This is a genomic window from Bradyrhizobium sp. DOA9 (assembly GCF_000617845.2).
Classification (GTDB): domain Bacteria; phylum Pseudomonadota; class Alphaproteobacteria; order Rhizobiales; family Xanthobacteraceae; genus Bradyrhizobium.
On sequence record NZ_DF820425.1, the window covers coordinates 4,035,316 to 4,059,705 of the forward strand.

Annotated in this window: 21 protein-coding genes; 14 read left to right on the forward strand and 7 right to left on the reverse strand. The window is 61.5% G+C overall.

What is annotated here, in order from left to right; genetic code table 11:
* Positions 1-80: 80 nt before the first annotated feature.
* Genes BDOA9_RS18720 through BDOA9_RS18730 form a run of 4 tightly spaced genes read right to left on the reverse strand, consistent with a single transcriptional unit; the run spans position 81 to position 5,197 of the window.
* Complete coding sequence (locus BDOA9_RS18720) at positions 81-692, reverse strand: sarcosine oxidase subunit gamma (protein WP_042336217.1); 612 nt, start codon at positions 690-692, stop codon at positions 81-83.
* Positions 685-3,678: a sarcosine oxidase subunit alpha family protein gene (locus BDOA9_RS18725; RefSeq protein WP_042336219.1), complete on the reverse strand. Its 2,994-nt coding sequence runs from the start codon at positions 3,676-3,678 to the stop codon at positions 685-687. The genes BDOA9_RS18720 and BDOA9_RS18725 overlap by 8 nt, the downstream gene beginning before the upstream one ends.
* Positions 3,675-3,938: a sarcosine oxidase subunit delta gene (locus BDOA9_RS36815; RefSeq protein ID WP_082847922.1), complete on the reverse strand. Its 264-nt coding sequence runs from the start codon at positions 3,936-3,938 to the stop codon at positions 3,675-3,677. Before BDOA9_RS36815 ends, BDOA9_RS18725 begins: the two co-directional genes overlap by 4 nt.
* Before the next feature lie 8 nt (positions 3,939-3,946).
* A complete protein-coding gene (locus BDOA9_RS18730) occupies positions 3,947-5,197 on the reverse strand; it encodes a sarcosine oxidase subunit beta family protein (RefSeq protein WP_025035498.1) in 1,251 nt (416 codons plus the stop codon).
* A 64-nt stretch (positions 5,198-5,261) separates the two neighbouring features.
* On the opposite strand from BDOA9_RS18730, the gene BDOA9_RS18735 reads away from it, so the two are divergent.
* A complete protein-coding gene (locus BDOA9_RS18735) occupies positions 5,262-6,281 on the forward strand; it encodes a GlxA family transcriptional regulator (protein ID WP_025035499.1) in 1,020 nt (339 codons plus the stop codon).
* A 204-nt stretch (positions 6,282-6,485) separates the two neighbouring features.
* Here the strand turns inward: BDOA9_RS18735 and BDOA9_RS38005 are convergent, their stop codons facing one another.
* The gene (locus tag BDOA9_RS38005) at positions 6,486-6,782 is read right to left on the reverse strand and encodes a hypothetical protein (RefSeq protein WP_152033349.1); all 297 of its coding nucleotides are present in this window, start codon (positions 6,780-6,782) and stop codon (positions 6,486-6,488) included.
* Between the two features lie 166 nt (positions 6,783-6,948).
* Between BDOA9_RS38005 and BDOA9_RS18740 the strand changes: the two genes are divergently transcribed.
* The 10 genes from BDOA9_RS18740 (at position 6,949) to BDOA9_RS18785 (ending at position 17,065) form a co-directional block, all read left to right on the forward strand.
* Entirely contained in the window at positions 6,949-8,109 is a 1,161-nt protein-coding gene (locus BDOA9_RS18740) for a transporter substrate-binding domain-containing protein (RefSeq protein ID WP_025035500.1), read from the forward strand.
* Positions 8,106-8,771 (forward strand): ANTAR domain-containing response regulator, encoded by a 666-nt coding sequence (locus BDOA9_RS18745; protein ID WP_025035501.1) that lies wholly within the window; start codon positions 8,106-8,108, stop codon positions 8,769-8,771. The genes BDOA9_RS18740 and BDOA9_RS18745 overlap by 4 nt, the downstream gene beginning before the upstream one ends.
* Before the next feature lie 10 nt (positions 8,772-8,781).
* Positions 8,782-10,023, forward strand: coding sequence for an urea ABC transporter substrate-binding protein (locus BDOA9_RS18750; protein ID WP_025035502.1), 1,242 nt, complete (start codon positions 8,782-8,784; stop codon positions 10,021-10,023).
* Positions 10,024-10,117: 94 nt separating this feature from the next.
* Positions 10,118-10,990 carry an ABC transporter permease subunit gene (locus tag BDOA9_RS18755; RefSeq protein ID WP_025035503.1) on the forward strand — a complete coding sequence of 291 codons (873 nt, stop codon included), beginning with the start codon at positions 10,118-10,120 and terminating at the stop codon, positions 10,988-10,990.
* Positions 10,991-11,005: 15 nt separating this feature from the next.
* The gene (locus BDOA9_RS18760; RefSeq protein ID WP_025035504.1) at positions 11,006-12,070 is read left to right on the forward strand and encodes a branched-chain amino acid ABC transporter permease; all 1,065 of its coding nucleotides are present in this window, start codon (positions 11,006-11,008) and stop codon (positions 12,068-12,070) included.
* On the forward strand, positions 12,070-12,786 hold the full coding sequence (locus tag BDOA9_RS18765) for an ABC transporter ATP-binding protein (RefSeq protein WP_025035505.1): 717 nt from the start codon (positions 12,070-12,072) through the stop codon (positions 12,784-12,786). Before BDOA9_RS18760 ends, BDOA9_RS18765 begins: the two co-directional genes overlap by 1 nt.
* A 1-nt stretch (position 12,787) precedes the next feature.
* The gene (locus BDOA9_RS18770; protein WP_025035506.1) at positions 12,788-13,507 is read left to right on the forward strand and encodes an ABC transporter ATP-binding protein; all 720 of its coding nucleotides are present in this window, start codon (positions 12,788-12,790) and stop codon (positions 13,505-13,507) included.
* Between the two features lie 34 nt (positions 13,508-13,541).
* Positions 13,542-14,531 (forward strand): acetamidase/formamidase family protein, encoded by a 990-nt coding sequence (locus BDOA9_RS18775; RefSeq protein ID WP_025035507.1) that lies wholly within the window; start codon positions 13,542-13,544, stop codon positions 14,529-14,531.
* An 11-nt stretch (positions 14,532-14,542) separates the two neighbouring features.
* Entirely contained in the window at positions 14,543-16,282 is a 1,740-nt protein-coding gene (locus BDOA9_RS18780; protein WP_025035508.1) for a nitrilase-related carbon-nitrogen hydrolase, read from the forward strand.
* 21 nt (positions 16,283-16,303) lie between these two features.
* Positions 16,304-17,065 carry an SDR family NAD(P)-dependent oxidoreductase gene (locus BDOA9_RS18785; RefSeq protein WP_025035509.1) on the forward strand — a complete coding sequence of 254 codons (762 nt, stop codon included), beginning with the start codon at positions 16,304-16,306 and terminating at the stop codon, positions 17,063-17,065.
* Between the two features lie 1,371 nt (positions 17,066-18,436).
* On the opposite strand, the gene BDOA9_RS39255 is transcribed toward BDOA9_RS18785, so the two are convergent.
* Together BDOA9_RS39255 and BDOA9_RS39260 are read right to left on the reverse strand one after the other, a co-directional pair.
* Complete coding sequence (locus BDOA9_RS39255) at positions 18,437-18,739, reverse strand: hypothetical protein (RefSeq protein WP_152033351.1); 303 nt, start codon at positions 18,737-18,739, stop codon at positions 18,437-18,439.
* Positions 18,740-18,746: 7 nt separating this feature from the next.
* Entirely contained in the window at positions 18,747-19,145 is a 399-nt protein-coding gene (locus tag BDOA9_RS39260) for an alpha/beta fold hydrolase (RefSeq protein ID WP_210183840.1), read from the reverse strand.
* Positions 19,146-19,649: 504 nt separating this feature from the next.
* On the opposite strand from BDOA9_RS39260, the gene BDOA9_RS18795 reads away from it, so the two are divergent.
* The 3 genes from BDOA9_RS18795 to BDOA9_RS18805 all read left to right on the forward strand — a co-directional run bounded on the left by BDOA9_RS18795 (position 19,650) and on the right by BDOA9_RS18805 (position 24,388).
* Complete coding sequence (locus BDOA9_RS18795; protein WP_042336220.1) at positions 19,650-20,918, forward strand: ABC transporter substrate-binding protein; 1,269 nt, start codon at positions 19,650-19,652, stop codon at positions 20,916-20,918.
* Positions 20,919-20,987: 69 nt separating this feature from the next.
* Positions 20,988-21,857 (forward strand): branched-chain amino acid ABC transporter permease, encoded by an 870-nt coding sequence (locus tag BDOA9_RS18800; RefSeq protein ID WP_025035511.1) that lies wholly within the window; start codon positions 20,988-20,990, stop codon positions 21,855-21,857.
* Positions 21,854-24,388 carry a branched-chain amino acid ABC transporter ATP-binding protein/permease gene (locus BDOA9_RS18805; RefSeq protein WP_025035512.1) on the forward strand — a complete coding sequence of 845 codons (2,535 nt, stop codon included), beginning with the start codon at positions 21,854-21,856 and terminating at the stop codon, positions 24,386-24,388. The genes BDOA9_RS18800 and BDOA9_RS18805 overlap by 4 nt, the downstream gene beginning before the upstream one ends.
* The last annotated feature ends 2 nt before the right edge of the window (positions 24,389-24,390 follow it).

The following is a 24,390-nucleotide window of genomic DNA, read 5'->3' on the forward strand; positions in this document are numbered from 1 at the left end:
ATGCCAGGCTTGTTGGGACAAGAGAAGGTCAAAATGTAGCCGTCGGTGGACATGGGCGTCTCTTGGGACAAAGCTATGGTTCATTGAGCCGCTTGGGTTTGCCATTCGCAGCCAAACTCGGCGGCGCTGCTTGAGAACCAGCGCGAGAAGCTCTTGGCAAGGCTGCGGTACAAGGCGATTTCGAAGCAGGGGCTGCCGTCGCCGTCGTCTTCGCAACGCCAGATGGTGGCGCCGATATGGGCGACGATCGTGGTCGCGGCGGCTCCGATCTCGAACGCTCGAGGATGAAGGTCGATCTGAAAACCCTTGGCAAGGGTGTTCCTGACCGCATGGCCGCCGACGCGGAAAACCACATAGCCGCCGCTTTGGTCCGACACCGACGCGAGCGGCTCGACGATCTGTTTGAGTGACATGCCAAACAGCGGGCCTGCGCCGTCGCTCATGGCGAGCCAGTAATTCGGGCCTATGGCCACGAAGGCGATCTCGCCCGCACGCACGATGGAAGGCGTCGTGGGCAGCTCAAGAAGGAAAAGCTGCCTGATACGGTCGCGCAGCAGCGCGTGCCGTCCTTTGCGAGTCTGCATCGTTGCCAAGCCAAGTCCGCGCAACTCGCGGACGGTGACGCCGGCACCGGGTTGCGATTGGCCAATGTCCAATGTTGCGGGACGTGATGGTAGAGCAAGATCAGCCATGCAGACGCGTCCCTTCGGGATCGAAGAAGATGGGAGAGATGATTTCGACTTCGGTGTCGCGACCGCGGAGCGGATCGTAAGCGCGCACGACCTCGCCGATCCGTGCCAAGCCATTCTTGATCAGGCCAAGGCCGATCCAATGCCCGAGCATCGGCGAGAAGGCGACGGAAGTGACGTAACCTTCGTCGTTCTCTGTGTTCGGTTTCACGCCGACGGCCAGAAAATGCGCACCGCCGTGCAGTCGCGCGCTCTTGGCGACGGGTTTGATGCCGATCAGTGCTGGCCGCTCCGGGTCGGCGAGGCCCGGGCGCATTGCGAGCGTGCGGCCGATGAAGTCTTTCTTGCGCGACATCATCCGGCCGAGGCCGAGATCGGTCGCCGTCGTCGTGCCGTTCAGTTCGTTGCCGGCGACGTGACCTTTCTCGATGCGCATCACGCCCAGGGCTTCCGTGCCATAGGGCACGATGCCGAGTACGTTGCCGGCATCCATGACCGCCCGGATGGTGGCATCACCGAATTGCGCCGGCACCGCCAGCTCGTAGGCCAGTTCGCCGGAGAAGGAGACACGGAACAGGCGGGCCGGAACGTTGCGCCAACGGAATTCGATGCACCCGAGATAGGGAAGGGCGGCATCGGAGACGTCTGCGGCATCACCGAGCAGCCGAGCCAGGAGCAGTCGGGAATGCGGTCCCGCAATCGAGTATTGCGACCATTGCTCAGTGACGGACACGAGCTGGACGTCCAACTCGGGCCAGAGGATCTGGCGTGCATGCTCGAGATGTTGCATGACCTTGGCCGCATTCGCGGTCGTCGTCGACACGACATAGTGGTCGTCCGCTAAGCGCGCCGCGGTACCGTCGTCCATAACGATGCCGTCCTCGCGTAGCATTAGGCCGTAGCGGACCTTGCCGATTGGAAGCGTCGAAAACATGTTGATGTAGACGCGGTCCAGGAATGCAGCCGCATTGTTGCCCTGGATATCGATCTTGCCGAGAGTGGAGACGTCGCAGACGCCGACTTTGCTGCGAACCTCTCGGACCTCGCGCGACACTGTCGTCAGCCAGTCGGCTTCGCCAGGTCGAGCGAACCATTGTGCGCGGAGCCACTGCCCGGCCTCCACAAACGTGGCGCCGTGCTCCTCGGCCCAGCCATGGCTTGCGGTCAGCCGCGTTGGCTTGAACTCCGAACCACGATGGTGACCGGCCAGTGCACCGATCGCGACTGGCGCATAGGGTGGCCGGAACACGGTTGTGCCGACTTCCGACATCGAGCGCCCGGTCAGTTGTGCCATCAAGGCATGTCCGTTGACGTTCGAGGTCTTGCCCTGATCGGTGGCCATGCCGAGGGTGGTATATCGCTTCAGCAACTCGACCGACCGAAAACCTTCGCGGGCGGCGAGTGCGACGTCGTCGCTCGTAACGTCGTTCTGGAAATCGACGAATGCCTTCGATCCGCTGTCGGCGACGTACCAGAAAGGCTTGGAGCCGATCGTCTCATCATCTGCCTGAGGCAGAGGATGATCTTGCACGGCAAATCCGGCCGCCTTGGCTGCTGCCGCGCCAGCTGAATCGCCCTCGCGAAGGGCATCAGCCAGCGCAAATGATCCCTGCGCGGCACCGGCGACCGTCATGCCGGGAGGAGCCGTATTTGGAACGAATCCCCCCAGCGTCTCCGACCAGTTCGGTCGGCCGCCGAGGTGGGTCGTCAGGGCGAGATTGGGATTCCATCCGCCGGACATGGCGAGCACGTCGACCGCAATGTCGCTCGTCCGTCCATCTGCCGTGTGAATGGAGATGGCCTTGAGACCTTGGCTTCCGCTCGTCTGGATAACCTGTGCGCCCGCAAAGACCCGAATTCCCAACCGGCTCGCCTTCTCGATGAGACGGGAGTCGATCTCCGTTCGCATGTCGACAATGGCTTCGACGGGAGTGTTGCACCCGAATAGGTCGAAAGCAGTTCTCCACCCGTCGTCGCAGCCTGCGAAGATCGCGGCGCGGCGGCCCGCCGGTACGGCAAACCGGTTCAGATAGGTGCGAACCGCCGAAGCCATCATCACGCCTGGCCGGTCGTTGCCGCCGAACACGATGGGTCGCTCGATCGCACCCGTAGCAAGCACCGCTCGTTTGGCGACGATCTTCCAAAGCCGCTGCCGGGGTTGACGTGGCGCCGGGACCGGAAGATGGTCGGAGACACGCTCGACCGCGCCGTAGGTTCCGCCGTCGTAGACGCCAAACACCGTCGTCCGGCGCAGCACACGAACATTGGTCAGGGCGTCGAGGGAAAGGCTCGTATTGCGTGCCCATGTGGAGCCACTTTCGCCTCCAATTTCCCTGATGTCCCCATTGAGGCGGCCGCCAAGGACGTAGTCCTCGTCGCATAGGATAACGCGCGCGCCCGATCGGCTCGCGCTCAACGCCGCGGCAAGCCCGGCCGCACCGCCGCCGACAACGAGTACGTCACAGAACGCGTACAGCTTCTCGTAGACGTCCGGATCGGCTTCCGTGCTGGCGCGTCCGAGACCGGCGGCACGCCGGATCGCCGGTTCGTAGACCTTCTCCCAGAAGGAGGCGGGCCACATGAAGGTCTTGTAGTAAAAGCCTGCGGCGAAAAATGGCGAAAGCAAAGAATTGACCGCGCCCACGTCGAAGGTCAGCGAAGGCCAGCGGTTTTGACTTTGCGCCTCGAGACCGTCGAACAGCTCGACGACAGTCGCTCGTGTATTCGGTTCCCGCCGCGCACCGCTCCGCAACTCGACCAGGGCGTTTGGTTCCTCGCTGCCCGCGGTCAGGATGCCGCGCGGCCGATGATACTTGAACGAGCGGCCGACGAGCTTGACGCCGTTGCCAAGCAGAGCGGAGGCGAGCGTATCTCCTGCATAGCCGTGATAGCGCTTCCCGTCGAAAGTGAAGCTGAGCGGCTTGCTGCGATCGATCAGGCCACCCTTCTCGAGCCGGTTGGGCTTCACTTGCGATGCTGTCCCACTCATGAAGACTCCTCGGCTGCAAAGGTTACGCCGAAGATTTCATGAGTACGGGTGTCGCGGGTAACGCTAAGCCAGCTCCGGCATCCGCCGGCGTGATACCAGAGTTCCTTGTGACGACCCGCCGGATTGTCGCGCAGATAGACTGCTTGATAGAATGGCTGCGTCGCGTCCGACGTTGATGCCTCGGGTCGGCGCGTGGCATCGCCATGGTAGGCGAACTCGCCCACATCACGCGGGCCGCAGAAGGGACATTCGATTCGCATGTCGGTTCTCAATGCAGGTTCGGTTGGGCGCCCTGGCCCTTTTCGTCAATGAGATGGCCGGTCTCGAAGCGATCGAGACGGTAGGCGGCCGCGACCGGGTGCGGCTCATCGCGCGCTAGCAGATGCGCGAAGCACCACCCTGAAGCCGGCGTTGCCTTGAAACCGCCGTAGCACCAGCCGGCGTTGAGATAGAGGCCGTCGACTGGTGTCTTGTCCATGATCGGCGAGCCGTCCATCGACATGTCGACCAGCCCGCCCCAAGAGCGCAGCATGCGCACCCTCCCGATTGCAGGCATCAGGGCCATGCCGCCTTCGCAAACGTCCTCAACGGTCGGTAGATTGCCGCGCTGGGCGTAGGAGTTATAGCCGTCGATGTCGCCGCCGAAGACCAGACCGCCCTTGTCGGACTGACTGATGTAGAAATGACCGGCACCGAAGGTGACGACGCCCGGAATGAAAGGTTTGATCGCCTCCGAGACGAAGGCCTGCAGCACATGGCTTTCGATCGGAAGTCTCAAGTCGGCAAGTGCTGCGACGCGCGAGCTACTGCCGGCGACGGCCAGCCCCACCTTGGTGGCGCCGATCCTGCCCCTGGTCGTCTGAACCCCTACGACACGGCCGCCCTCACGCAGGAAGCCGGTGACCTCGCAGTTCTGGATGATATCGACCCCGCGGTCGCTGGCGCCGCGGGCGTAGCCCCATACGACTGCATCATGTCGGGCGGTGCCGCCACGTCGCTGCAGCAAGCCACCTTTGATCGGAAAGCGGGCATTGTCGAAATCGAGCATTGGAAGCATGCGACGCACCGCGGCCGCATCGAGCAACTCGGCATCGGCGCCGGCGAGGATCATGGCGTTGCCGCGCCGCGCGAAAGCATCGCGCTGGGCGTCCGAGTGATAGAGGTTGAGCACCCCGCGCTGGCTGACCATCGCATTGTAGTTGAGGTCCTGCTCAAGCCCTTCCCAGAGCTTCATCGACCATTCGTAGAAGGGCTCGTTACCGGGCAGGAGATAGTTCGAGCGGACGATCGTGGTGTTCCGTCCGGCATTGCCGGAGCCGATGTAGCCTTTCTCGAGCACTGCGACGTTTGGGATGCCGTGCTCTTTGGCGAGGTAATAGGCGGTGGCGAGGCCATGTCCGCCACCACCGACGATGATGATGTCGTAGCGCGGGCGGGGAGCCGCATCACGCCACGTAGGTTGCCAATCGCGATGTCCGCGGAGAGCTTGCCGAGCGAGGTTCAGGAAGGAGTAGTGCATGGGAGCCGAGCCGCCTCAAGCCGAACTTGTGAGAGGCAATATGCGCTGCTATGGCTGACGCAAGATGGCAAAAAGCGACCAAAAGATTCCTCTTGGCGACATCACGCGGCCGCGCCGGATCGGTTTCCTGCTGATTCCCGGCTTTGCGCTGATGTCTTACGCATCGGCAGTAGAACCGCTGCGCGCCGCCAATGTGCTGGCCGGCAAGAATCTCTATCGTTGGCGGCACATCGCCATCCGCGGCAGCGATATTGCCGCCTCAAACGGTGTCCGTATTCAGGCCGACGCCAGCATCAATAATGCCGGCCGCCTCGATGCGATCGTGGTTTGCGCAGGCGGTAATCCGCAAGCCTTCGATCACACGCCGACGCTTACCTTTCTACGGAAGGCCGCCCGACACGGGGTGCAATTGGGCGGCGTGTCAGCGGGCCCTTATCTCCTTGCGCAGGCCGGGCTGCTGGAGGGATATCGATGCACCGTGCATTGGGAGCATATCCCAGCCTTCACCGAGACGTTTCCGTTCCTGCACCTCAGCCGCTCATTGTTCGAGATCGACCGTGATCGCTTCACTTGTGCCGGTGGTATCGCTGCGTTGGACATGATGCACGCCATCATCCGCATCGATCACGGCGCGGCGCTAGCCTCCGCTGTCAGCGACTGGTTTCTTCAGACGGAGGTGCGCCGTGGCGAAGTCGCGCAACGGCTATCGCCCACGGAACGATTCGGAGTCCATCATCCCAAACTGGTTCAAGCGCTGTTGCGGATGGAAGGGGAGATCGAAACGCCCCTGTCGCCGCGCGAACTGGCCAAATTCGCAGGTGTGTCCTTGCGACAGCTCGAACGCCTGTTCGCGCGCCATCTCGGCACAACGATCCACCGACAGTACCAACGGACACGGCTTGAACACGCCAGAGTCCTGTTGCGGCAGACAACGAAGTCGATCAGGGAGATTGCGCTTGCAACCGGCTTTGCGCTACCGACCCAGTTCTCAAAAAGCTACAGGCGGCATTTTGGGCTGGCGCCGGCTCATGAGAGAAGAGTTACTTCGGTCCGTTCACAGCTGCAGGACGATCGAGCTTCTTAGGAAGGATCTCTTTGAAGTCCCTCCAACCCTTCGAGAATGTAGCAGCAGGAAGCTTGTAGGCTCCAAACTAGAAAGGCAGGTAGTCTGGCGGTCTGCGAACTGTCAGAACGCGACGCCGGCCAAACCGACGCCGTTCTGACATCGAGCGACGCCGTCGCCCGTGCCACGTTCCAGACGCCGGTGCGGCCGCTTCTCGATCGAGCCTCAGGGCAGCTCTTGATGCAGGACGACCCCTTGGCTGGCATGCTTAGTCGGACGCGGTGTCACGCCTTCGCCGATGACGATCTTCACAGCCGGTACGATCATCTCGATCTCGCGCCGAAATTTCGTTTTTGCCGTGAACCAACGTGGATTGTGGCTGAGCTCGGTCGAGACGTTGTGGCGCGGGGTCGCGGCGCGACAGTGACCCGCGAGGGCTGCGGGAGCTGAACCACCCTGCATAGTTTTACTACAGGCCGGCACGAATTGCGGCAAGTTTCGCCGCAACAACGCGCTTGACATAATATCCGATCTCAACGACCGTATCGTGCAAGCGTAGGGCAAGACGGCCCATCAACGCGCAGAGTTCAACCATTTCCAACGCCACGTGTTCATCGCGTGTTCGGTTGGCGGCGAGGGCGCCCTCGGCTTCACGGCCGACGGGCGCTTTTTTGTTTTGGATCGAGAGATGACGCAGAAGCAGTATAGAATTGGCGTGATGTTCTCGACGACGGGCTCCTACAGCGTCGTCGCAAGCTCGATCCTCAATGGTGCGTTGCTGGCCTTCCAGGAGGTCAATGCGAGCAGTGGCGACGTCGTGTTGCAGCCGGTCGTGGTCAATCCTTCCGGCGACCTCGCTCGTTATCGTTCGCTCAGCCTCGAACTACTGGGGTCCGGCGTTCGCCAGGTGGTGGGCTGCTACACGTCGTCGAGCCGCAAGGAGGTGATCCCGTGCTTCGAGAAATTCGATGGGCTGCTGTGGTATCCATCTCACTACGAAGGCTTCGAGAGCTCCGATAACGTCATCTACACCGGCGCTGCACCGAACCAGCACGTATTGCCGTTGGTCGATTACCTGGCGTCCCGGGTCGGCTCGCGCGCCTTTTGTGTCGGCTCCAACTATATCTGGGCCTGGGAGAACAACCGCATCTTTCGCGAGGCGCTGATCGCGCGCGGTGGTACCGTGCTCGCGGAACGCTATCTGTCGGTCGGCGACATCGAGGTCGAGCAAGTCATTGCGGCGATCATCGACCAGCGTCCGGATTTCGTCTTCAACAATCTGATCGGCACCAGCGCCTATGCCTTCTTCCGCGCGTTCCGCAGCGCCTGCCGCGCACGCGGCATCGATCAGGCCGCGGAAATCCCTGTTGCGAGCTGCACGCTGTCCGAACCGGAATTGCCCGAGATCGGAGCCGATGCAGTCGACGGACATCTTTCCTCCAGCGTCTATTTCTCGTCACTGAAGTCGCCCGAGAATGCCGCCTTCATCGATGCCTATACACGGTCCTTTCCTGACGGACCGGTCTCGTCGGCAGACGCCGAGTCCTCCTACATTGCCGTCAAGCTGCTTGCGGCGGCGTTGTCGCAGGCCGGCACTGATGACGCCCGTACCGTACGCGCCGCTGTGGCGGACCAGCGGTTGCGCGCGCCGCAGGGCGAGGTTCGTATCGACCGGCAGACCTTTCACACCTGGCTTACGCCGCGGATCGGCCGCTCGGCTGCCAACGGACAGTTCGAGGTGTTGCTGGAATCCCGCGAGCCGATCGCGCCCGACCCCTATCTTGTCCAGTCGTCGCCGCGCTTTGCCAGCGCAATGCGCTCTCCGCTTTTGAAAGTGGTGCAATCATGAGCTCCCGACTGCTGCAGAACTTCAAGGGCGGCCGCGCCATCGTCGTCACACGGCGAGGCGGCTGGGAGAGCACGCTCGAGACGACGCTGGCCAAGCTCGGCGTCTCCACCGAATATCCTGAAATCATCGACGGCCGCGCCCTGATCAATGCGGCAAGCCTCCAGGCCGACCGTGACATCCTGTTCATCGACGGCGATCTCGAAGGTGCGGTCGCGATCGAGGTCAACCCGGCCTCGCGGCTGCCTCCGGTGCCGGTGATCGGCCTCGTCGGCGTCGAGGCGCCGAGCCGGCTGAAAGCGCTGGTCAATCTCGGCGCCACTTCGTTTCTGCGCAAGCCGGTGCATGGCGGCGCGGTCTACACGTCCCTGTTCATGGGCATCAACCAATTCCTGCTGCGCGCCGAGATGTTCGAGCGCCTGCAGGGCCTCGAGGAGCGCCGCCGCGGCCGCCGCGCGGTGATCCGGGCCGTCATCCTGCTGATGCAGCAGGACGGCCTCGACGAGGAAGGTGCCTACTCCCGGCTCCGTCGCGACAGCATGCGCGCGCGGCAGAACATGGAGCTCTACTGCGAGGAGTTTCTGAGCAAGCGGGCGAAGCCGCCCGATACGTCCGGCCGCACGACCGGCATCACGCTGCAAGGCGGCAACAAGCAGGCCATCTAGGAGAAGCCAAATGACCAAGTCTGTATTGCGAGGGCTGCGCGCCGCAGCCCTCACGGGGACGCTTGTCTTCGGATCGCATCAGGCGCTCGCGGCGGAAAACCCGATCAAGCTCGGGGTGCTGGAGGATCAGTCCGGCGACTTCGCTGCGGCCACCATCGGCAAGGTCCACGCCATCCAGCTCGCCACCGAGGAGATCAACAAGGCCGGCGGCATCATGGGGCGGCCGATCGAGCTCGTCGCGTACGACACGCAATCCGACAACACGCGCTACCAGGAGTTCATGCGGCGCGTGCTCCAGCGCGACAAGGTCGACGTCGTGTTCGCGGGCTTCTCCTCCGCATCGCGCGAGGCGTACCGCCCGATCGTCGACCAGTTCAACGGCTTCGCCTTCTACAACAACCAGTACGAAGGCGGCGTCTGCGACGGCCACATGATCGTCACCGGTGCCGTGCCGGAGCAGCAGTTCTCCACGCTGATCCCCTACATGATGGAGAAGTACGGCAAGAACGTCTACACGCTCGCCGCCGACTACAATTTCGGCCAGATCTCGGCGGAATGGGTGCGCAAGATCGTCAAGGAGAACGGCGGCAAGATGGCCGGCGAAGAGTTCATCCCGCTCGGCGTATCGCAATTCTCCCAGAGCATTCAGAACATCCAGAAGGCCAAGCCCGACTTCGTGGTCACGCTGCTGGTCGGCACCGCGCAGGCCTCCTATTACGAGCAGGCCGCCTCCGCCAACGTCAACCTGCCGATGGCCTCCTCGGTCAATGTCGGCCAGGGCTACGAGCACAAGCGCTTCAAGCCGCCGAGCCTGAAGGACATGTTCGTCACCACCAACTACATCGAGGAGATCGACTCGCCCAAGAGCAAGGAGTTCTACGCCAAGTTCAAGGCCAAGTTCCCGAGCGAGCCTTATGTGAATCAGGAGGCGGAGAACTCGTATCTCGCGGTCTATCTCTACAAGCAGATGGTGGAGCGCGCCAAATCGACCAAGCGCGAGGAGATCCGCAAGGTGATCGCGCTGGGCGACGTCTGCATGGGCGCGCCGGAAGGCAAGGTCTGCATCGATCCGAAGAGCCAGCACATGTCGCACACGATCTATCTCGCCAAGGTCGGTGCCGATCACTCCATCTCCTTCCCGAAGGTCTGGGAGGACATCAAGCCGTACTGGCTGGGTGAAGCCGGCTGCGATCTCACCAAGAAGGATCCGATGGCCCAGTACACGCCATCGAATCCGCCGCCGAAGCCCTGACCGGCGGCTGATCGCCCCGGCGCTCGCGGCGCGCCGGGGCGGTCACGGACATCTGCGGCGGCGACGCCGCATCCTCCCACATCCTGGTTGATTCATGGACATCGCGACCCACGTCTTCTCGGCGCTCTATCAATTCGGCGACGCCTTCGCGTTTCTGGTGCTTTCGGCCTGCGGGCTCGCGGTGATTTTCGGCATGATGGGCGTGATCAATCTCGCCCATGGCGAATTCATCATGTGCGGCGCCTACGTCACCGCCGCGACCGTGCATGCGGGCCTCCCGCTGCCGCTGGGAATCCTTGCCGGCACGCTCGTGTCGGCTCTGGTCGGCGTCGTCGTGGAGCTCGCGGTGATCCGTCATCTCTACGACCGTCCGCTGGACACCATCGTCGCCACCTGGGGCCTCAGCCTGATCGCGACGCAGGGCACGCTGATCATGGTGGGATCGACCATGGCGGGCGTCGGTACGCCGTTCGGCAGTTTCCAGGTTGGCGACTACTCCTATTCGATCTATCGCATCGTGCTGTTCTGCGCCGCGCTCGGCGTGCTCGCCGCCCTCTACGCGCTGTTCAACTGGACCCGCTTTGGCGTGCTGGCACGCGCGACCATCCAGGTGCCGCATATGGCCGCTGCCCTCGGGGTCGACACGCGCTTGATCTACAGCCTGACGTTCGCCTGCGGGGCAGGGCTCGCAGGCCTCGCCGGCGGCCTCTACGCGCCGACGATGACGCTGGTGCCGACCATGGGCGCGACCTTCATCATGGAGGCCTTCGTCACCGTCGTGATCGGCGGCGCTGATGTCTTCCTCGGCACGGCACCGGCAGGTGGTGTGCTTGCGGTGGTGAAGTCAGTGATGACGTCCTGGCAAGGCCAGCTGTTCGGCCAGATCGGCCTGTTGGTCGCCGTCATCATCGTCGTCCGGGTGCTGCCAAAAGGCATTTCCGGCTTCGTCCTGCGCGAGCGCACCTGACGGAGTGATGGCGTCGTGAATGGTTTCCTCTCGCTGTTTCGCCGTCTCGAAGGGCCGCAGACCGTCGGCCGCGGTCCGGCCTTCTGGGGCCTGTTCGCACTCGTGCTGGCCGTCGCGCTCGCTTATCCGCTGTTCAGCGACGGCTACACGGTCGGCAACACCGTCTACTTCTTCGTCTGGGTGTTCATCGCGCTCAGCCTGTGCCTGATCTGGGGCTATGGCGGCTCGCTCTCCTTCGGCCAGACCGCCTTTTTCGGGATCGCGGGGTATGGCTACGGCATCCTCACCATCAATTTCGGCTCGGCCTACGGCTTCACGCTGGTGGCGCTGGTTGCGGCGGTGGCGATCGCCGCGCTGTTCGCGGTCCTGCTCGGCTACTTCATGTTCTTCGGCCGTATCGCCGGCGTCTTCCTCGGCATCGTCACGCTCGCCGTCACCTTGATGCTGGAACGCTTCATGGCACAGACCGCGGGGCCGGAATGGCATATCGGGGCCGCGCGGCTGAACGGCTTCAACGGCATGAGCGCGATGCCGCCGCTGACCATCCCCTGGCCGGGCGAGCCGATCGTACTGTTCGCCGATGTCGGGCTCTACTACCTCGTGCTCGGCCTTCTGGTCTTCGTTTATCTCGCCTTGCGCATCCTGATGAACTCGTCGTTCGGCAACATCATCGTCGCGATCCGCGAGAACCCCGAAAGGGCCGAGATGCTCGGCTACGACATCCGCAAATACCAACTCATCACCTTCGTCATCGGCGCCGCGCTCGCAGGGCTCTCCGGCGTGCTCTACACGGTATGGGGGCAATACATCACGCCGTCGAGTATGGGCATGACGGCGGCTGCGCTGCCGCTGATCTGGGTTGCCGTCGGCGGCCGCAGCGATCTGACGTCGACCGTGATCGGCACGCTGGTGGTGCTCGCCGCGTTCCAGGCGCTGACGATCTATGGCAGCCAGTACGCGCTGGTCTTCATGGGCGTTCTCCTCGTGCTCACGGTGCTGATCGCCCCGAACGGCCTCGTGCTCGGGGTGATGAACTGGCTCGGCCGCCTCGCCAGCCGCCTCACGCAGAGGGCCGGCTGATGTCGCTGCTCGAGCTGCGCAAGCTGAACAAGCATTTCGGTGGCCTGCACGTGACCAATTCCGTGGATCTCACGCTGCAGACCGGCGAGATCCATTGCCTGATCGGCCCGAACGGCGCCGGCAAGAGCACACTGTTCCGCCTGATCCTGGGCGAGCATCATCCCGGCAGCGGTGACATTCTCTTCGCCGGAGAGAACATCACGGCCCTGAAGTCCTTCGCGCGGATCCACCGTGGCCTCTCGGTCAAGTTCCAGGTGCCCGGCGTCTTCAAGGGCCTGTCGGTCCGTCAGAATCTCGAGATCGCCCTGCAGAGCCGGCAGCGCGGTGCAGAGCTCAACGCTGAGATCGCGCGGCTGCTGGCTTTCCTTGGCCTTGAATCCGAACAAGCGCAGATCGCGGGCAATCTCAGCCATGGCCAGAAGCAATGGCTGGAGATCGGCATGGCGGTCAGCCTGAAGCCGCGCCTTCTGCTGCTGGACGAACCCACGGCAGGCATGTCGCCCGAGGAAACCCACATGACCGGCGAGATGGTGCAGCGGCTCAATGCCGACGGCATGACGGTGCTGGCGATCGAGCACGACATGGCCTTTGTCCGGCAGGTTGCGCACCGCGTCACCGTGCTGCATCTCGGCCAGGTCTTCGCGCAAGGCTCGATCGACGAGATCGTGGCCGACGAGCGCGTTGCTGCGATCTACCTGGGGCAGGCCCATGCTTGATATGCCGCGTAAGGAAGTGATCCTCGCAACGCTGGGCTTGCGCGCCGGCTATGGCGGCAAGCCCGTGCTCCAGGGTCTCGAGATCGAGGTGCGGGAAGGGGAGATCGTCGCCGTCATCGGCCGCAACGGCGTCGGTAAGTCCACGTTGATGAAGAGCCTGATCGGCCTCGTGCCGGCGATGAGCGGCTCGATCGTCTATCGTGGCGAGGCGGTCGAGCTTCTGCCCGCGCACAAGCGCGCGCGCCTCGGCATGGGCTATGTGCCGCAGGGCCGTGACGTGTTTCCGCGACTGACCGTCGGCGAGAACGTCGCCGTCGGCGCCGCGATCAAGGGGGGCGGGATTCCGGATGCCGGCCGACGCAAGATCGTCGACGCCTTTCCGATCCTTAGAGAGCGCTGGCATCAGCGCGCCGGCACCATGTCCGGCGGCCAGCAGCAGCAGCTTGCGATCGGACGCGTGCTGATCGCCGATCCCAACCTCATCCTGCTCGACGAGCCCTCGGAGGGAATCCAGCCAAATATTGTCCAGGACATCGCGCGCAACATGGTCGAGCTCAACCGCAGGACCGGCGTGACCATCATCCTGGTCGAGCAGAACCTCGACATGATCCGCGCCATGGCACAGCGCTGTTACGTCATGGACAAGGGCCGCATCGTTGCGAACCTCGATCGCGCGGCACTCGACGATGCCGCCGAGATGCGCCGTCATCTCGCGGTTTGAAGACTCAAAGCCAACGACACAAGGAGAAAAGCAAATGTCCTGGCAGAAAGATTCCATCATGGCCCGCAAGGGCGTCGCCAAGGGCGAGCGCGGCACGAAGCACACCATCACGGAAAGCGAGCAGGGCAAGTACCACTATGTCTACGGTCCCTACGTGAAACCGGTGCTGACCGTCGATCCCGGTGCGGTGGTGGCCGCAGAAACCCATGACGCTTTCGAGGGCGCCATCAAGAAGGAGACCGACAGCCCGTCGAAGATCCTCAACTTCCCCTTCCTCAATCCGCAGAACGGACCGATCCACGTCAACGGGGCCGAGAAGGGCGATACACTCGCGGTCTACATCGAGAGCATCGTGCCGCGCGGGCCGCAGCCCTGCGGCACGACCGTAGTGATGCCTGATTTCGGCGGCCTGGTCTCGACCGGGCAGACCGCGCTGCTCAACCCGGCGCTGCCGGAGCGCGTCAAGAAGCTCGAGATCGACGCCAAGACCGGAACCAAATGGAACGACAAGATCACGCTGCCCTATGAGCCGTTCATCGGCACCATCGGCACCTCGCCAGAGATCGAGGCGATATCATCGCTCGTCCCCGACTACTACGGCGGCAACATGGACTTGCCGGATGTCGGCGTCGGCGCCGTCATCTACCTGCCGGTCAATACCAAGGGCGCGCTGCTCTATCTCGGCGATTGCCATGCTGCGCAGGGTGACGGCGAGCTCTGCGGTGTCGCCATCGAGCACCCGACGGTGACGACGGTTCAGGTCGATCTGATCAAGGGCTGGACCATCGCTTGGCCGCGGCTCGAGACCAAGGACTTCATCATGACCATCGGCTCGGCGCGCCCGATGGAAGATGCAGCCCGTATCGCCTATCGTGAACTCTGCCGCTGGATGGCAGCTGACTACGGCTTCGACGAGATCGACGCCTATATGCTGCTGACCCAGGCGGGCCGTGTCAGGCTCGGTAATATGGTTGATCCCAAATACACGTTGGGCGCCTCACTCAAGAAGTCATATCTCGCCTGAGGCCGATCGGAATGTCTACCATTCACAAGGTCGCTGCGATCCAGTTCGAGCCGATCCTGTTCGAGAAGGCCGGCAACATCGCCCGCCTGCTCGAACTCTGCGAGCAAGCGGCGGCCGCCGGTGCAAAGCTGATCGTCACGCCGGAAATGGGAACGACAGGCTATTGCTGGTTCGACCGCGCTGAGGTTGCGCCGTTCGTCGAGATCATCCCGGGGCCGGCCACGAGCCGATTTGCGGCGCTGGCACGCAAGCATGATTGCTACATCGTGATCGGCATGCCCGAGGTCGACGAGGACAACATCTACTTCAACACTGCCGTCCTGATCGGGCCCGATGGCATCGTCGGCCGCCACCGCAAGACCCATCCCTATATCTCCGAGCCGAAATGGGCGGCGGCGGGCGACCTGCATAATCAGGTGTTCGATACGCCGATCGGGCGGATCGCGCTGCTCATCTGCATGGATATCCATTTCGTTGAAACTGCGCGGCTGATGGCGCTGGGCGGCGCCGACGTCATCTGCCACATCTCGAACTGGCTGGCCGAGCGCACGCCGGCACCTTACTGGATCAGCCGCGCCTTCGAGAACGGCTGCTATGTGATCGAGAGCAACCGGTGGGGGCTCGAGCGTACGGTGCAGTTCAGCGGCGGAAGCTGCGTGATCGCGCCGGACGGGCAGGTGGTCGCCGTGCTTGACAAGGGCGATGGCGTCCTGCTGTCCGAGATCGACCTCGATACCGCGCGCGCGCGCCGCGTGCTCGGCGAAACCGTGTTCGCGCAGCGACGGCCGGAGCTCTACCCGGAACTGCTCACCGACACGTTCAGCTGGAACCCGCGTGACTTCTTTGGCCTCTACGGCCACGAACCCTGGCCGCCCGGTAAGACGTCGCGTGTCAGCATCGCGCAATTCGCGCCTGGTGATGACGCCGCTCAAAATCTGAAAGAGATCGAGGCGTACGCGCGCGCCGCAAAAGCGGAGGGGGCGGAGCTTGTCGTGTTTCCGGAGCTGGCAGCAACAGGCTTGACCGATCCCGCGAAGTCGGCGCAGCCGATACCGGGACCGGCTACTGATCGCCTCAGCCAGCTTGCGGGGGAACTCGGCCTCTATCTCGTCTGCGGCCTCGCCGAGCGTAGCAACGATTTGGTCTATAATGGCGCTTGCCTGGTCGCACCCGATGGAAGCATCTCCGTCTATCGCAAGACGCATCTGGCGGCCGACGAACGAAGCTGGGCCACCGCTGGGGATAGTTGGACCGTCGTTGACACGCCGATGGGCCGCATTGGGCTGCTGATCGGCCACGACGCCTTGTTCCCGGAAGCGGGCCGGGTCCTGGCGCTGCGCGGCTGCGATCTCATTGCCTGTCCTGCCGCGATCAAGGGACGCTTCACCTCGTCGCATGCCGGCACGGAGGTAGCGCAGCCGGAGCCGATTCCGACTGGCCCGGATCCACATCACTGGCACCATTTCCGCGTTCGCGCGGGTGAAAACAACCTATTCTTCGCCTTCGCCAATGTCGTCGATTCCCAACGCGGCTATCCCGGGCTGAGCGGCGTGTTCGGTCCAGATACATTCGCGTTTCCGCGGCGGGAAGCGATCGCGGCCGACGCCACGGGCATCGCAACCGCATTGATCGACACGACCAATCTGGACAGCGTCTATCCGACCAATGTCGTGCGGCGAAAGGATCTGGTTTCGATGCGAATGCCGCACAGCTATCGCGGATTGGTCAGGGCGGCGGCGAACAATTACTGAACCAAGAAAAAGGAACAAGCCATGGATCTGGGATTGAAGGGTGCCAAGGTTCTTGTCACGGGAAGCACCAAGGGTATCGGTCGTGCGATCGCCGAGACATTTGCCGCCGAAGGCGCCAATGTCGGCGTGTGCTCGCGCAATCAGGCCGAGGTCGAGGGCACGATTGCCGCGCTCAAGGCCAATGGCATCGCGGCCTACGGCAATGCTGTCGACGTCTCCGATGCAACAGCACTGAAGGCCTGGGTCGGCGCCATGGCGGCCAAGCTCGACGGCATCGATGTCGTCGTCGCCAATGTCAGCGCGCTTGCCATCGGACAGGACGACGAAAGCTGGGCGAAGGAGTTTTCGACCGACATGATGGGTACGGTTCGGCTGGTGAATGCGGCAATGCCCTATCTGGAAAAGAGTTCCGCCGGCGCGATTGTCACCATTTCCAGTGTCTCAGGGCGCGAGGTCGATTTCGCAGCCGGTCCCTACGGCACGTTCAAAGCGGCGATCATCCACTACACCCAGGGATTGGCCAATCAGCTCGCGGGGAAGGGAATTCGCGCGAACTCGGTCTCCCCTGGTAACACCTATTTCGATGGCGGGGTCTGGAACATGATCAAGGACACCAATCCCGAGCTCTACAAGACTGCGTTGGCCCTCAACCCGATGGGGCGGATGGGAACGCCGCAGGAGATGGCAAATGCTGTGGTGTTCCTCGCCAGCCGCGCGGCCAGCTTCATCACGGGCACAAATCTTGTCGTCGACGGTGCACTCACGCGTGGGGTGCAGCTGTAGCAAAACGTATCGTCGTTTGCCTTGCATTCGACCTCGCCATCTCAAACTGGCCCATGGCGGATCGAAAGCGAGATCATCGCGTACCGCCGATCTCCCTGTCGCACTCGAGGCGGTTGCTCTCCCTGCCAAGAAGCAAAGTTCTTTCTGTTGAAAGTGGCGCATATATATCGCAATGACCTGAGCGGGATAGCTCGCGAGCTTAAAATCAAGATCAAGCTGTTGAATTTGCAAGGATTCAAGTTCTCCGTCGCCCCCATGACGGATTGGAGCGAGAGTTCAAGGTTTTCCATCGGTTAGAGAGTGCCGTGCGCACGACGTGTGCACCGGGAGATCAAAGAAAATCTTGCGAAAGCCGTTGTGAGCGGTTCTTCTATGGGAAGGTGGGACCGCTCCTGGTTGGCCCTCTGCCAGACAGAATTTTCCGAGATCTGGGGGAACAGGAGAGTAGGGACGGGCTGACTCAGTTGTCAGAGATGCAGATCGTCACTCCCCTTTGCGCAGCTCGACCCGTTCCTCCTTACGGAGCCAAGCTGTTGCCGCAGACACGGATCATCCCTAGACAGGGAGAACAGCTATGCCGTGGTCATTGAGGCGAGGCAGGAGTTCGTCAGGCTGGCAAATGCACCCGGCGCAAACATCCGGGCTTTGTGCCGCCAGTTCGAGGTCAGTCCAAAGACGGCTTACAAGTTTCTGACGCGCGTTCGCATGATGGGGCCACCGGGTCTTCAAGACCTTTCGCGCCGGCCGCTCCACAATCCAACGAAGATTTTCTGGAGAGGTCGAGAATGTCGTCATGTCCATCCGAGCCGATCATCCGCAGTGGGGAGGAAGGCGCATTGCCGGTGAGCTTCGCAGGCGCGGCCTCGAAAAGGTGCCGGCAGCATCGACCATCACGTCAGTTCTTGCACGGAATAGGGCGCCGACGCCCGAGAGTGGTATCGGCGCAATTGCGGCCCTTCATCAAACAGTCGCTGCTCTGCGATTGAGGAGGATCTCGATCGCAAATCAACTCCGCAGCGGAAAGGCTCGACAGTCCGAAGCGCCGCGATGATGACAGGATCGATGGACTGATCGTTGCTGCGTAGATAGTGGGATGTCTAACTGGAGGGATATGTGGAGATAAGGCGAGGCTCTCCCTGTGGTCTATGCGGTAGCGCGAGATACGCAAAGCAAGACCAAAGCTGTCGCCGTGACTGCGAGTACTTCAGAAAATCCGCCGTGTCCTTGGCACTCGACAGAAGATCAATAAATCTCTGAAGAGACGCGGTGCATCTGGGTGGCCACATCCCAAGTATTGTCACTCTGCCAAAGGGACCGGGATCGTTGGATATCCCGGTCAAGTTTGGGAGGGATCGCAGACCTAGACACACCCTACGAAAGATTCACAAGTTCGCGGGCAAGCTCAAGTGGCATGTCCACCATAACGTCATGACCGCACGGCATTTTGGTAACGCGCCAACCTGGTAGTCCAGTTACCTTCGCGGCGTAGTAGCGGAACGGGCTTGGGTCCCAGCCTTCGGCCAAGATGAACACGCGCTCCCTGATTGATGAAGCGGCTCCGGTGAGCAGGACCGGTGTCTCGAAAGTTGCCAGCGCCTGAGAAACGCAACGCCGATCAACCCACGCACGCTTGTCGGCGACGACTTTGAAACCTTCGGCCGGCTGAGGAGCCATTAGACCACTATTGTTCTTGATGGCGCTTCCCCGAAATCCCTCTGGCCACGCCCGTCGTCACCATGCCGCCATAGGAGTGGCCGCAAAGGACAACATTGGAGAGTTCTTCCGCCTCGATGACCCCGCAGACATCCCTGATGTGGGTCTCAAGCGTGATGCTTTGCCCGTTTAGATGAGAGCGCTCTCCCAAACCCGTCAGAGTCGGAGTAAATACCGTGTGTCCCTTGGCGCGGAGTTCGGCGGCGACGTCCCGATAGCACCAACCTCCATGCCAGGCCCCGTGCACAAGCACGAAAGTCAATGGCGGTCTGGCTTCGGCACTTGTAGCACCCTCCGAACTCACGAGCACAGAACCCGCAACGGCGATTCCTGTCACGGCGTTGCCGATAAACTGTCTGCGATGCATGAACTTCATCCTCCGGATTAAACGTGAGGCTTCACAAATAAGAACATCTTCGCAGATATGTACGATTGTCAAGCAGGCTTGGTTTGGTATCCCTTCCGAATTGTGAGAAGGCGGATCTGTGGCGACGGATGTTTGCTCACGGAGCGAGCCTTGTCCATTGCACTGCTCCAGTCTTCGCCACACGAGGTAGGGAAGTCCGATCTCGCGCCGTGCTAACAGCAGACTCCGCCTTTGAAAGCCGCAAACGGAGAGCCTCCCTGCAGATCAATCGGTCCGCAAGCGAAGAAAATAGAGTTTCCGATTGAAATATAGACCAAAAGGTCGTTAAATGCAATCGAAGCGACGCGCCTTCTCGCAAGCCGCATCGACCGAGTTGACATCTAATCCTATAGGACATATATACGAACTTGTTCACAAACAAGAACAGGGGCCGGCCGTCCGTGGGCGGCAACTATCTGAAGAGCTCTTGAGAGCCGCAAGCCGAAACATTGAGGGGAGGAAGGTATGTCATCCAATTCATCGCGCCATGCGATCAAGATTAGTCGCCGTGCATTGATCGGTGGTGCGGGCAGCGTCGTTTTGGCGAGCGCAACTGCTTCAGAGTTCGGCATGCCGTATATCCGGAGCGCTGCCGCCTCAGATCCGATCAAGATTGGAATGATCTACGCCAAGACAGGAGCCGTGGCGGATCAAGCTGAGTACATGGCGCAAGGCAGTTTGCTGGCGCTCGAATCCCGCAAAAATTCTCTTCTGGGTCGCCAAGCGGAAGTCATTTGGCTCGATGAGCCGACTTCACAGGCCGCACAGCAAAATGCTGAGCGATTGATCGGCGAACACAAAGTCGTCGGCATTGTTGGTGGCTCGCTGAGCCCAAGCGCGCTGGCAATCTCCGCGGTGGTGAAGAAGGCCAAGCTCCCATTCGTCGCTCCCAATGCCGGGGCGATCGATCTCACTGGTCGGCTTTGCAACAAGTATACCTTCCGGCTTCAGCCGCCTGCGGATGTTCACACTCGTGTTCTTGCGCCGTATTGCGCAGGTCTCGGCAAGAGATGGTATCTCATCACTGCGGCTTTTGCCTTCGGGCAGGATATCAAACGCTCATTCACCGAATTCGCTGCGGCCAACGGAATCACAATCGTCGGTGCCGATGAAGTGCCGGTCAACACCGCCGATTACAGTTCCTTCATTCTCAAGATTCGCGCCGCCAAGCCGGACGTAGTTGTGGGCGGGGTACCGGGCAGCGATATTTCCACGTTTTTGAAACAGTGGAACGAATTGGGCATGAAGGGCAAGATTCCGTTCGCAGAAATCGCCGTCGGCGCCACGGATCTCTGGGGCGTAGGCCCGGAAGCCGCCGACGGTCTGTTCACGCTCAACTGGTACCACAAGAATCCTAACAACCCGCCGGAAGAACAAGCAATGGCGGCGAGCTATGAGCAGAAACACAAACGCCCGGCAGCCGACAAAGCCTGGATGGGGTGGATGGCGATGAACGCAATGCTCGATTCGATCGAAGCGGCGAGAACGACGGAGCCCGGAGCGATCGTCAACGCGCTCGAAAATTGGAGCGTTCAGCGCGGTGGCGTCAAGGCAGGTTATCGCGCGTTCGATCACCAGATGGTCAACCGTCTGCTCGTAGTTGGTATCAAGCCCAAAATCACCGACAAATGGGATTATTTCGACATCCTAGCTGAAACGCCTTCGACTGACCGCGAGATCGAAACGGTCTTTGGTGGCCAAGCCCAAAGCGCATGCAAGATGGACAGGCTCTGAGAGCCAGTCACGGATAAGCGGTGCTGCAGTTCCCGAGGGAAAACGCGGCCCGCCCGATGGGAGTGCTTCATGTTCGACATGATCGTATCCCAGGCCGTGAACGGTCTGGTTCTGGGCTTTCTCTACGTTCTGATTGCCGTAGGCTTGTCGGTCATTTTCGGAATGCTCGGCATCGTCAATTTTGCGCATGGTGCGTTCTTCGCCATCGGCGCGTATCTCGCATTGACGTTGAGTCGAGAGTTCGGCTGGACGGCAGCGCTGGTTGCGCCGATTGTCACCGGCCTCATCGGTGTATTTGTAGAGGTGGCGCTGATACGGCGGGTTTACGGAAAGGAACCGCTACTCGGCCTGATTCTCACCTTTGCGCTGGCTCTGTTCGCCGAGGCAATCCTTCGTCTCGTGTTCGGCGCCGCACCGCTTCCCTTCAGCCCGCCGAGATTCCTGTCAGGGTTTGTGGAATATGGCCCGATCCTGATCACGAAGTACCGCATCGCCGTGCTGGTCGTTACGGTCTTCGCGCTCATCGCCTTCTGGAGTTTTCTCAGGTACACGCCGTTCGGGCGGATCATTCGCGCCGGATCGCGCGACGCAGAGATGGTGGGCCTTCTCGGCATCAACCTTCCGATCGCCCTGAGCAGTGTTTTCGGTATTGGCTGCCTGCTCGCCGGTCTCGCCGGCATGCTCGCGGGTCCGCTCTGGACGGTCAATCCTTCGATGGCTGCGGGCGCGATCATGCCCGCTTTCGTGATCGTCACCATCGGCGGTCTTGGTTCCTATGCCGGTGCGATCATTGCCGGCGTCCTTGTCGGCGTCGTGACGTCGATGACCATTCAGTTTCATCCCGATTGGTCCAGTGCCGCAATGTACATCCTCATGGCAATCATTCTCCTGGTGCGTCCGCGCGGCCTCTTCGGCGAGAAGTGGGAGAGGTTCGAATGATCCGATCGATCCTGCGACATCCCGTTCTTTGGGGCGCCGCCGTCCTCTCCGCATTGACCGCTCTCTGGCTCGCGCTCGGCGCACCGGTTTCACTTGTCACGCAGATTGCGATCTATACGCTTTATGGTGCCGGGGTGAATCTGCTTGTCGGCTACACGGGCCTGGTTCCGTTCGGTGCATCCGTCTTTTTCGGCTGCGCGAGCTACGCGGCGGCATTCTTCCTGCTTGGTGGGGTTGGCAACGAGTTTGCCGCGCTGGCTCTATCGATTCTGTTCTCGATCCTGCTCGGACTAGCCATCGGTGCGGTCATTCTGCGCCGCAAGGGCTTGTATTTCTCGCTGTTGACGCTCGCCGTCTCGCAGATCGCCTTTGAGGTCGCGTTCAAATGGACTTCGGTCACGGGCGGCGAGAACGGCATTCAGGGACTGGCGCGTCCCAGCTTTACCGGGGACACGTCGTTCCACATCTTCGTGGTCGTCACGGTGATTCTTGCCATGTGGCTCATGTGGCGCCTGGCGCACTCGCCCTTCGGACGCGCGCTTCAGGCCGTGCGCGACAACGAGCAGCGTGCAAGCAGTCTCGGCTACAATGTCTACCTTATCCGTCTCGGTGGTTTCACGCTCATGGCGGCAGTCGTAGGTTATTCCGGCGCTCTACTGACCCTGATGCTCCAGGGCGTCTATGCCGACAATCTGAGCTGGCAGCATGCCGGTGACAGCCTGTTGATGACGGTCCTCGGCGGCGTCCACCATTTCCTCGGTCCGCTCTGGGGGGCCATCGCCTTCATTGTTCTGGAGAACCGCCTGTCGGCGCTCACGGAAAGCTGGTGGCTGATGTTCGCGCCCGTGCTGATTCTCTTCGCATTGATGTCGCCCGAAGGAATGCAGGGATTGGCACAGCGAGCGATGCGTCGCCAACGCTGGACGTTGACCAACAACACGATTCCGCCCCGGCCTCACGCAATCAAACCTTATGAAAGCGCAGCCTTGGCAATCGATCCGACCAGGCCGATCCTCGAAACGCGAAAGCTTTCCAAGAATTTCGGTAGCCTCGTCACGGCGAAGGAGATTGATCTCCAGATTCGCCCCTTTGCGCTCCACAGCATCATCGGCCCGAATGGGGCCGGTAAGACAACGCTGTACAACATGCTCACCGGCGTCTTGCCGGTGAGTGGGGGGCAGATATTGTTCGAAGAGGAGGACATCACGCACTTGCCGATCCACGCCCGTGCGCGTCTTGGCATCAGCCGTTCGTTTCAGATCCTGTCAATCTTTCCCAACCTGACCGTATTCGAAAACGTGCGGGTTGCAGTGCAGGCTCAGCGCCACGGCTTAGGCGGGCTTTTTTTCGACGCTCATGACCTGACGAGCATAAACGATAGAGCCTGGTCGATTCTCGATGCGGTCGGTCTAGCCGACCGGGCGGCCGACCCTTGCGTCAATCTCCCTCACGGAGCCAAGCGCCTGCTGGAAATTGCTGTGACACTCGCGATCGACTCCAAACTGCTACTGCTTGACGAGCCACTTGCCGGTCTAGCGGAGGCAGATCGTGTCGTGGTAGCCGATCTGATCAAACGGCTTGCTGAAAAGCACGCTGTGCTGCTGATCGAACACGACATCGACCGGGTTCTGGCCATCTCCGATCGTATATCTGTTCTGCATCAGGGACGGATTATCGCCGATGGCAAGCCCGCGCAGGTGGCTGCAAATCCGGAGGTGATTGCGGCTTATCTGGGCGGCGGCAAGGCAAGCGAGCCGCAGATAACTCCAGCGGTGGAGCGGCTGGTCCATGCCTCAGGCCGTCTGCTGCTGGACGCGAAGGCCATAGCGGCGGGTTATTCCGGCAGTACGGTGCTCTCTGGAGTGAATCTAACGGTTCATGAAGGTGAGGCGGTCGCGCTTCTCGGCCGCAACGGCGTCGGCAAAACGACGTTGCTCAGAGCGCTTACTGGAAGCTTACCGTTGAGCGCAGGTGCAATCACATTCAATGGTGCCACACTTAACGGACTCAAGCCGTATCAAATCAACCGACTCGGTATTTCATTGGTTCCGGAAGGCCGCCGCCTGTTCCCAAATCTCACCGTTATGGAAAACCTTCAACTCGCAGCGCGGCCGGGTGGTATCAGCATCGCTGAAGTGTTCGAACTGTTTCCCCGTCTTCAAACCCGTCAAAAAGCGAAGGCGGAAAACCTATCTGGCGGCGAGCGCCAGATGGTTGCTATCGCTCGCGCCCTTGTCGTGCCCAGCAAGCTGATCCTGCTCGACGAACCGTTCGAAGGCCTTGCCCCGGCGGTCGTCAACGAGGTGATGGAGGCGCTCGTCAAGTTGCGCGAAAAGGTCGCGATGATCGTGGTGGAACACCACGCCGAGACCGTACTGACCATCGTCGACAGGGCCTACGTGCTCGTAAACGGCGCAGTCGCGTTTGAGGGTAAGGCCGCCGAGTTGGCGAAGGACCATGCACTTCAGGCCAGGCTCCTTGGTGTGGTTCAAGAAGAGCCAGCCTCGTTCGCGCGAGAAGCAATCGCGTAAGC

What these genes read in the sequence shown, in the direction of transcription:
- BDOA9_RS18785 (WP_025035509.1), top strand. Translation starts at nt 16,304, where the DNA reads ATGGATCTGGGATTGAAGGGTGCCAAGGTTCTTGTCACGGGAAGCACC.
- BDOA9_RS18780 (WP_025035508.1), top strand. Translation starts at nt 14,543, where the DNA reads ATGTCTACCATTCACAAGGTCGCTGCGATCCAGTTCGAGCCGATCCTG.
- BDOA9_RS18725 (WP_042336219.1), bottom strand. Translation starts at nt 3,678, where the DNA reads ATGAGTGGGACAGCATCGCAAGTGAAGCCCAACCGGCTCGAGAAGGGT.
- BDOA9_RS38005 (WP_152033349.1), bottom strand. Translation starts at nt 6,782, where the DNA reads ATGTCAAGCGCGTTGTTGCGGCGAAACTTGCCGCAATTCGTGCCGGCC.
- BDOA9_RS18800 (WP_025035511.1), top strand. Translation starts at nt 20,988, where the DNA reads ATGTTCGACATGATCGTATCCCAGGCCGTGAACGGTCTGGTTCTGGGC.
- BDOA9_RS18735 (WP_025035499.1), top strand. Translation starts at nt 5,262, where the DNA reads ATGGCAAAAAGCGACCAAAAGATTCCTCTTGGCGACATCACGCGGCCG.
- BDOA9_RS39260 (WP_210183840.1), bottom strand. Translation starts at nt 19,145, where the DNA reads ATGCATCGCAGACAGTTTATCGGCAACGCCGTGACAGGAATCGCCGTT.
- BDOA9_RS39255 (WP_152033351.1), bottom strand. Translation starts at nt 18,739, where the DNA reads ATGGCTCCTCAGCCGGCCGAAGGTTTCAAAGTCGTCGCCGACAAGCGT.
- BDOA9_RS18805 (WP_025035512.1), top strand. Translation starts at nt 21,854, where the DNA reads ATGATCCGATCGATCCTGCGACATCCCGTTCTTTGGGGCGCCGCCGTC.
- BDOA9_RS18750 (WP_025035502.1), top strand. Translation starts at nt 8,782, where the DNA reads ATGACCAAGTCTGTATTGCGAGGGCTGCGCGCCGCAGCCCTCACGGGG.
- BDOA9_RS18720 (WP_042336217.1), bottom strand. Translation starts at nt 692, where the DNA reads ATGGCTGATCTTGCTCTACCATCACGTCCCGCAACATTGGACATTGGC.
- BDOA9_RS18740 (WP_025035500.1), top strand. Translation starts at nt 6,949, where the DNA reads ATGACGCAGAAGCAGTATAGAATTGGCGTGATGTTCTCGACGACGGGC.
- BDOA9_RS18765 (WP_025035505.1), top strand. Translation starts at nt 12,070, where the DNA reads ATGTCGCTGCTCGAGCTGCGCAAGCTGAACAAGCATTTCGGTGGCCTG.
- BDOA9_RS18730 (WP_025035498.1), bottom strand. Translation starts at nt 5,197, where the DNA reads ATGCACTACTCCTTCCTGAACCTCGCTCGGCAAGCTCTCCGCGGACAT.
- BDOA9_RS18745 (WP_025035501.1), top strand. Translation starts at nt 8,106, where the DNA reads ATGAGCTCCCGACTGCTGCAGAACTTCAAGGGCGGCCGCGCCATCGTC.
- BDOA9_RS36815 (WP_082847922.1), bottom strand. Translation starts at nt 3,938, where the DNA reads ATGCGAATCGAATGTCCCTTCTGCGGCCCGCGTGATGTGGGCGAGTTC.
- BDOA9_RS18755 (WP_025035503.1), top strand. Translation starts at nt 10,118, where the DNA reads ATGGACATCGCGACCCACGTCTTCTCGGCGCTCTATCAATTCGGCGAC.
- BDOA9_RS18775 (WP_025035507.1), top strand. Translation starts at nt 13,542, where the DNA reads ATGTCCTGGCAGAAAGATTCCATCATGGCCCGCAAGGGCGTCGCCAAG.
- BDOA9_RS18770 (WP_025035506.1), top strand. Translation starts at nt 12,788, where the DNA reads ATGCCGCGTAAGGAAGTGATCCTCGCAACGCTGGGCTTGCGCGCCGGC.
- BDOA9_RS18795 (WP_042336220.1), top strand. Translation starts at nt 19,650, where the DNA reads ATGTCATCCAATTCATCGCGCCATGCGATCAAGATTAGTCGCCGTGCA.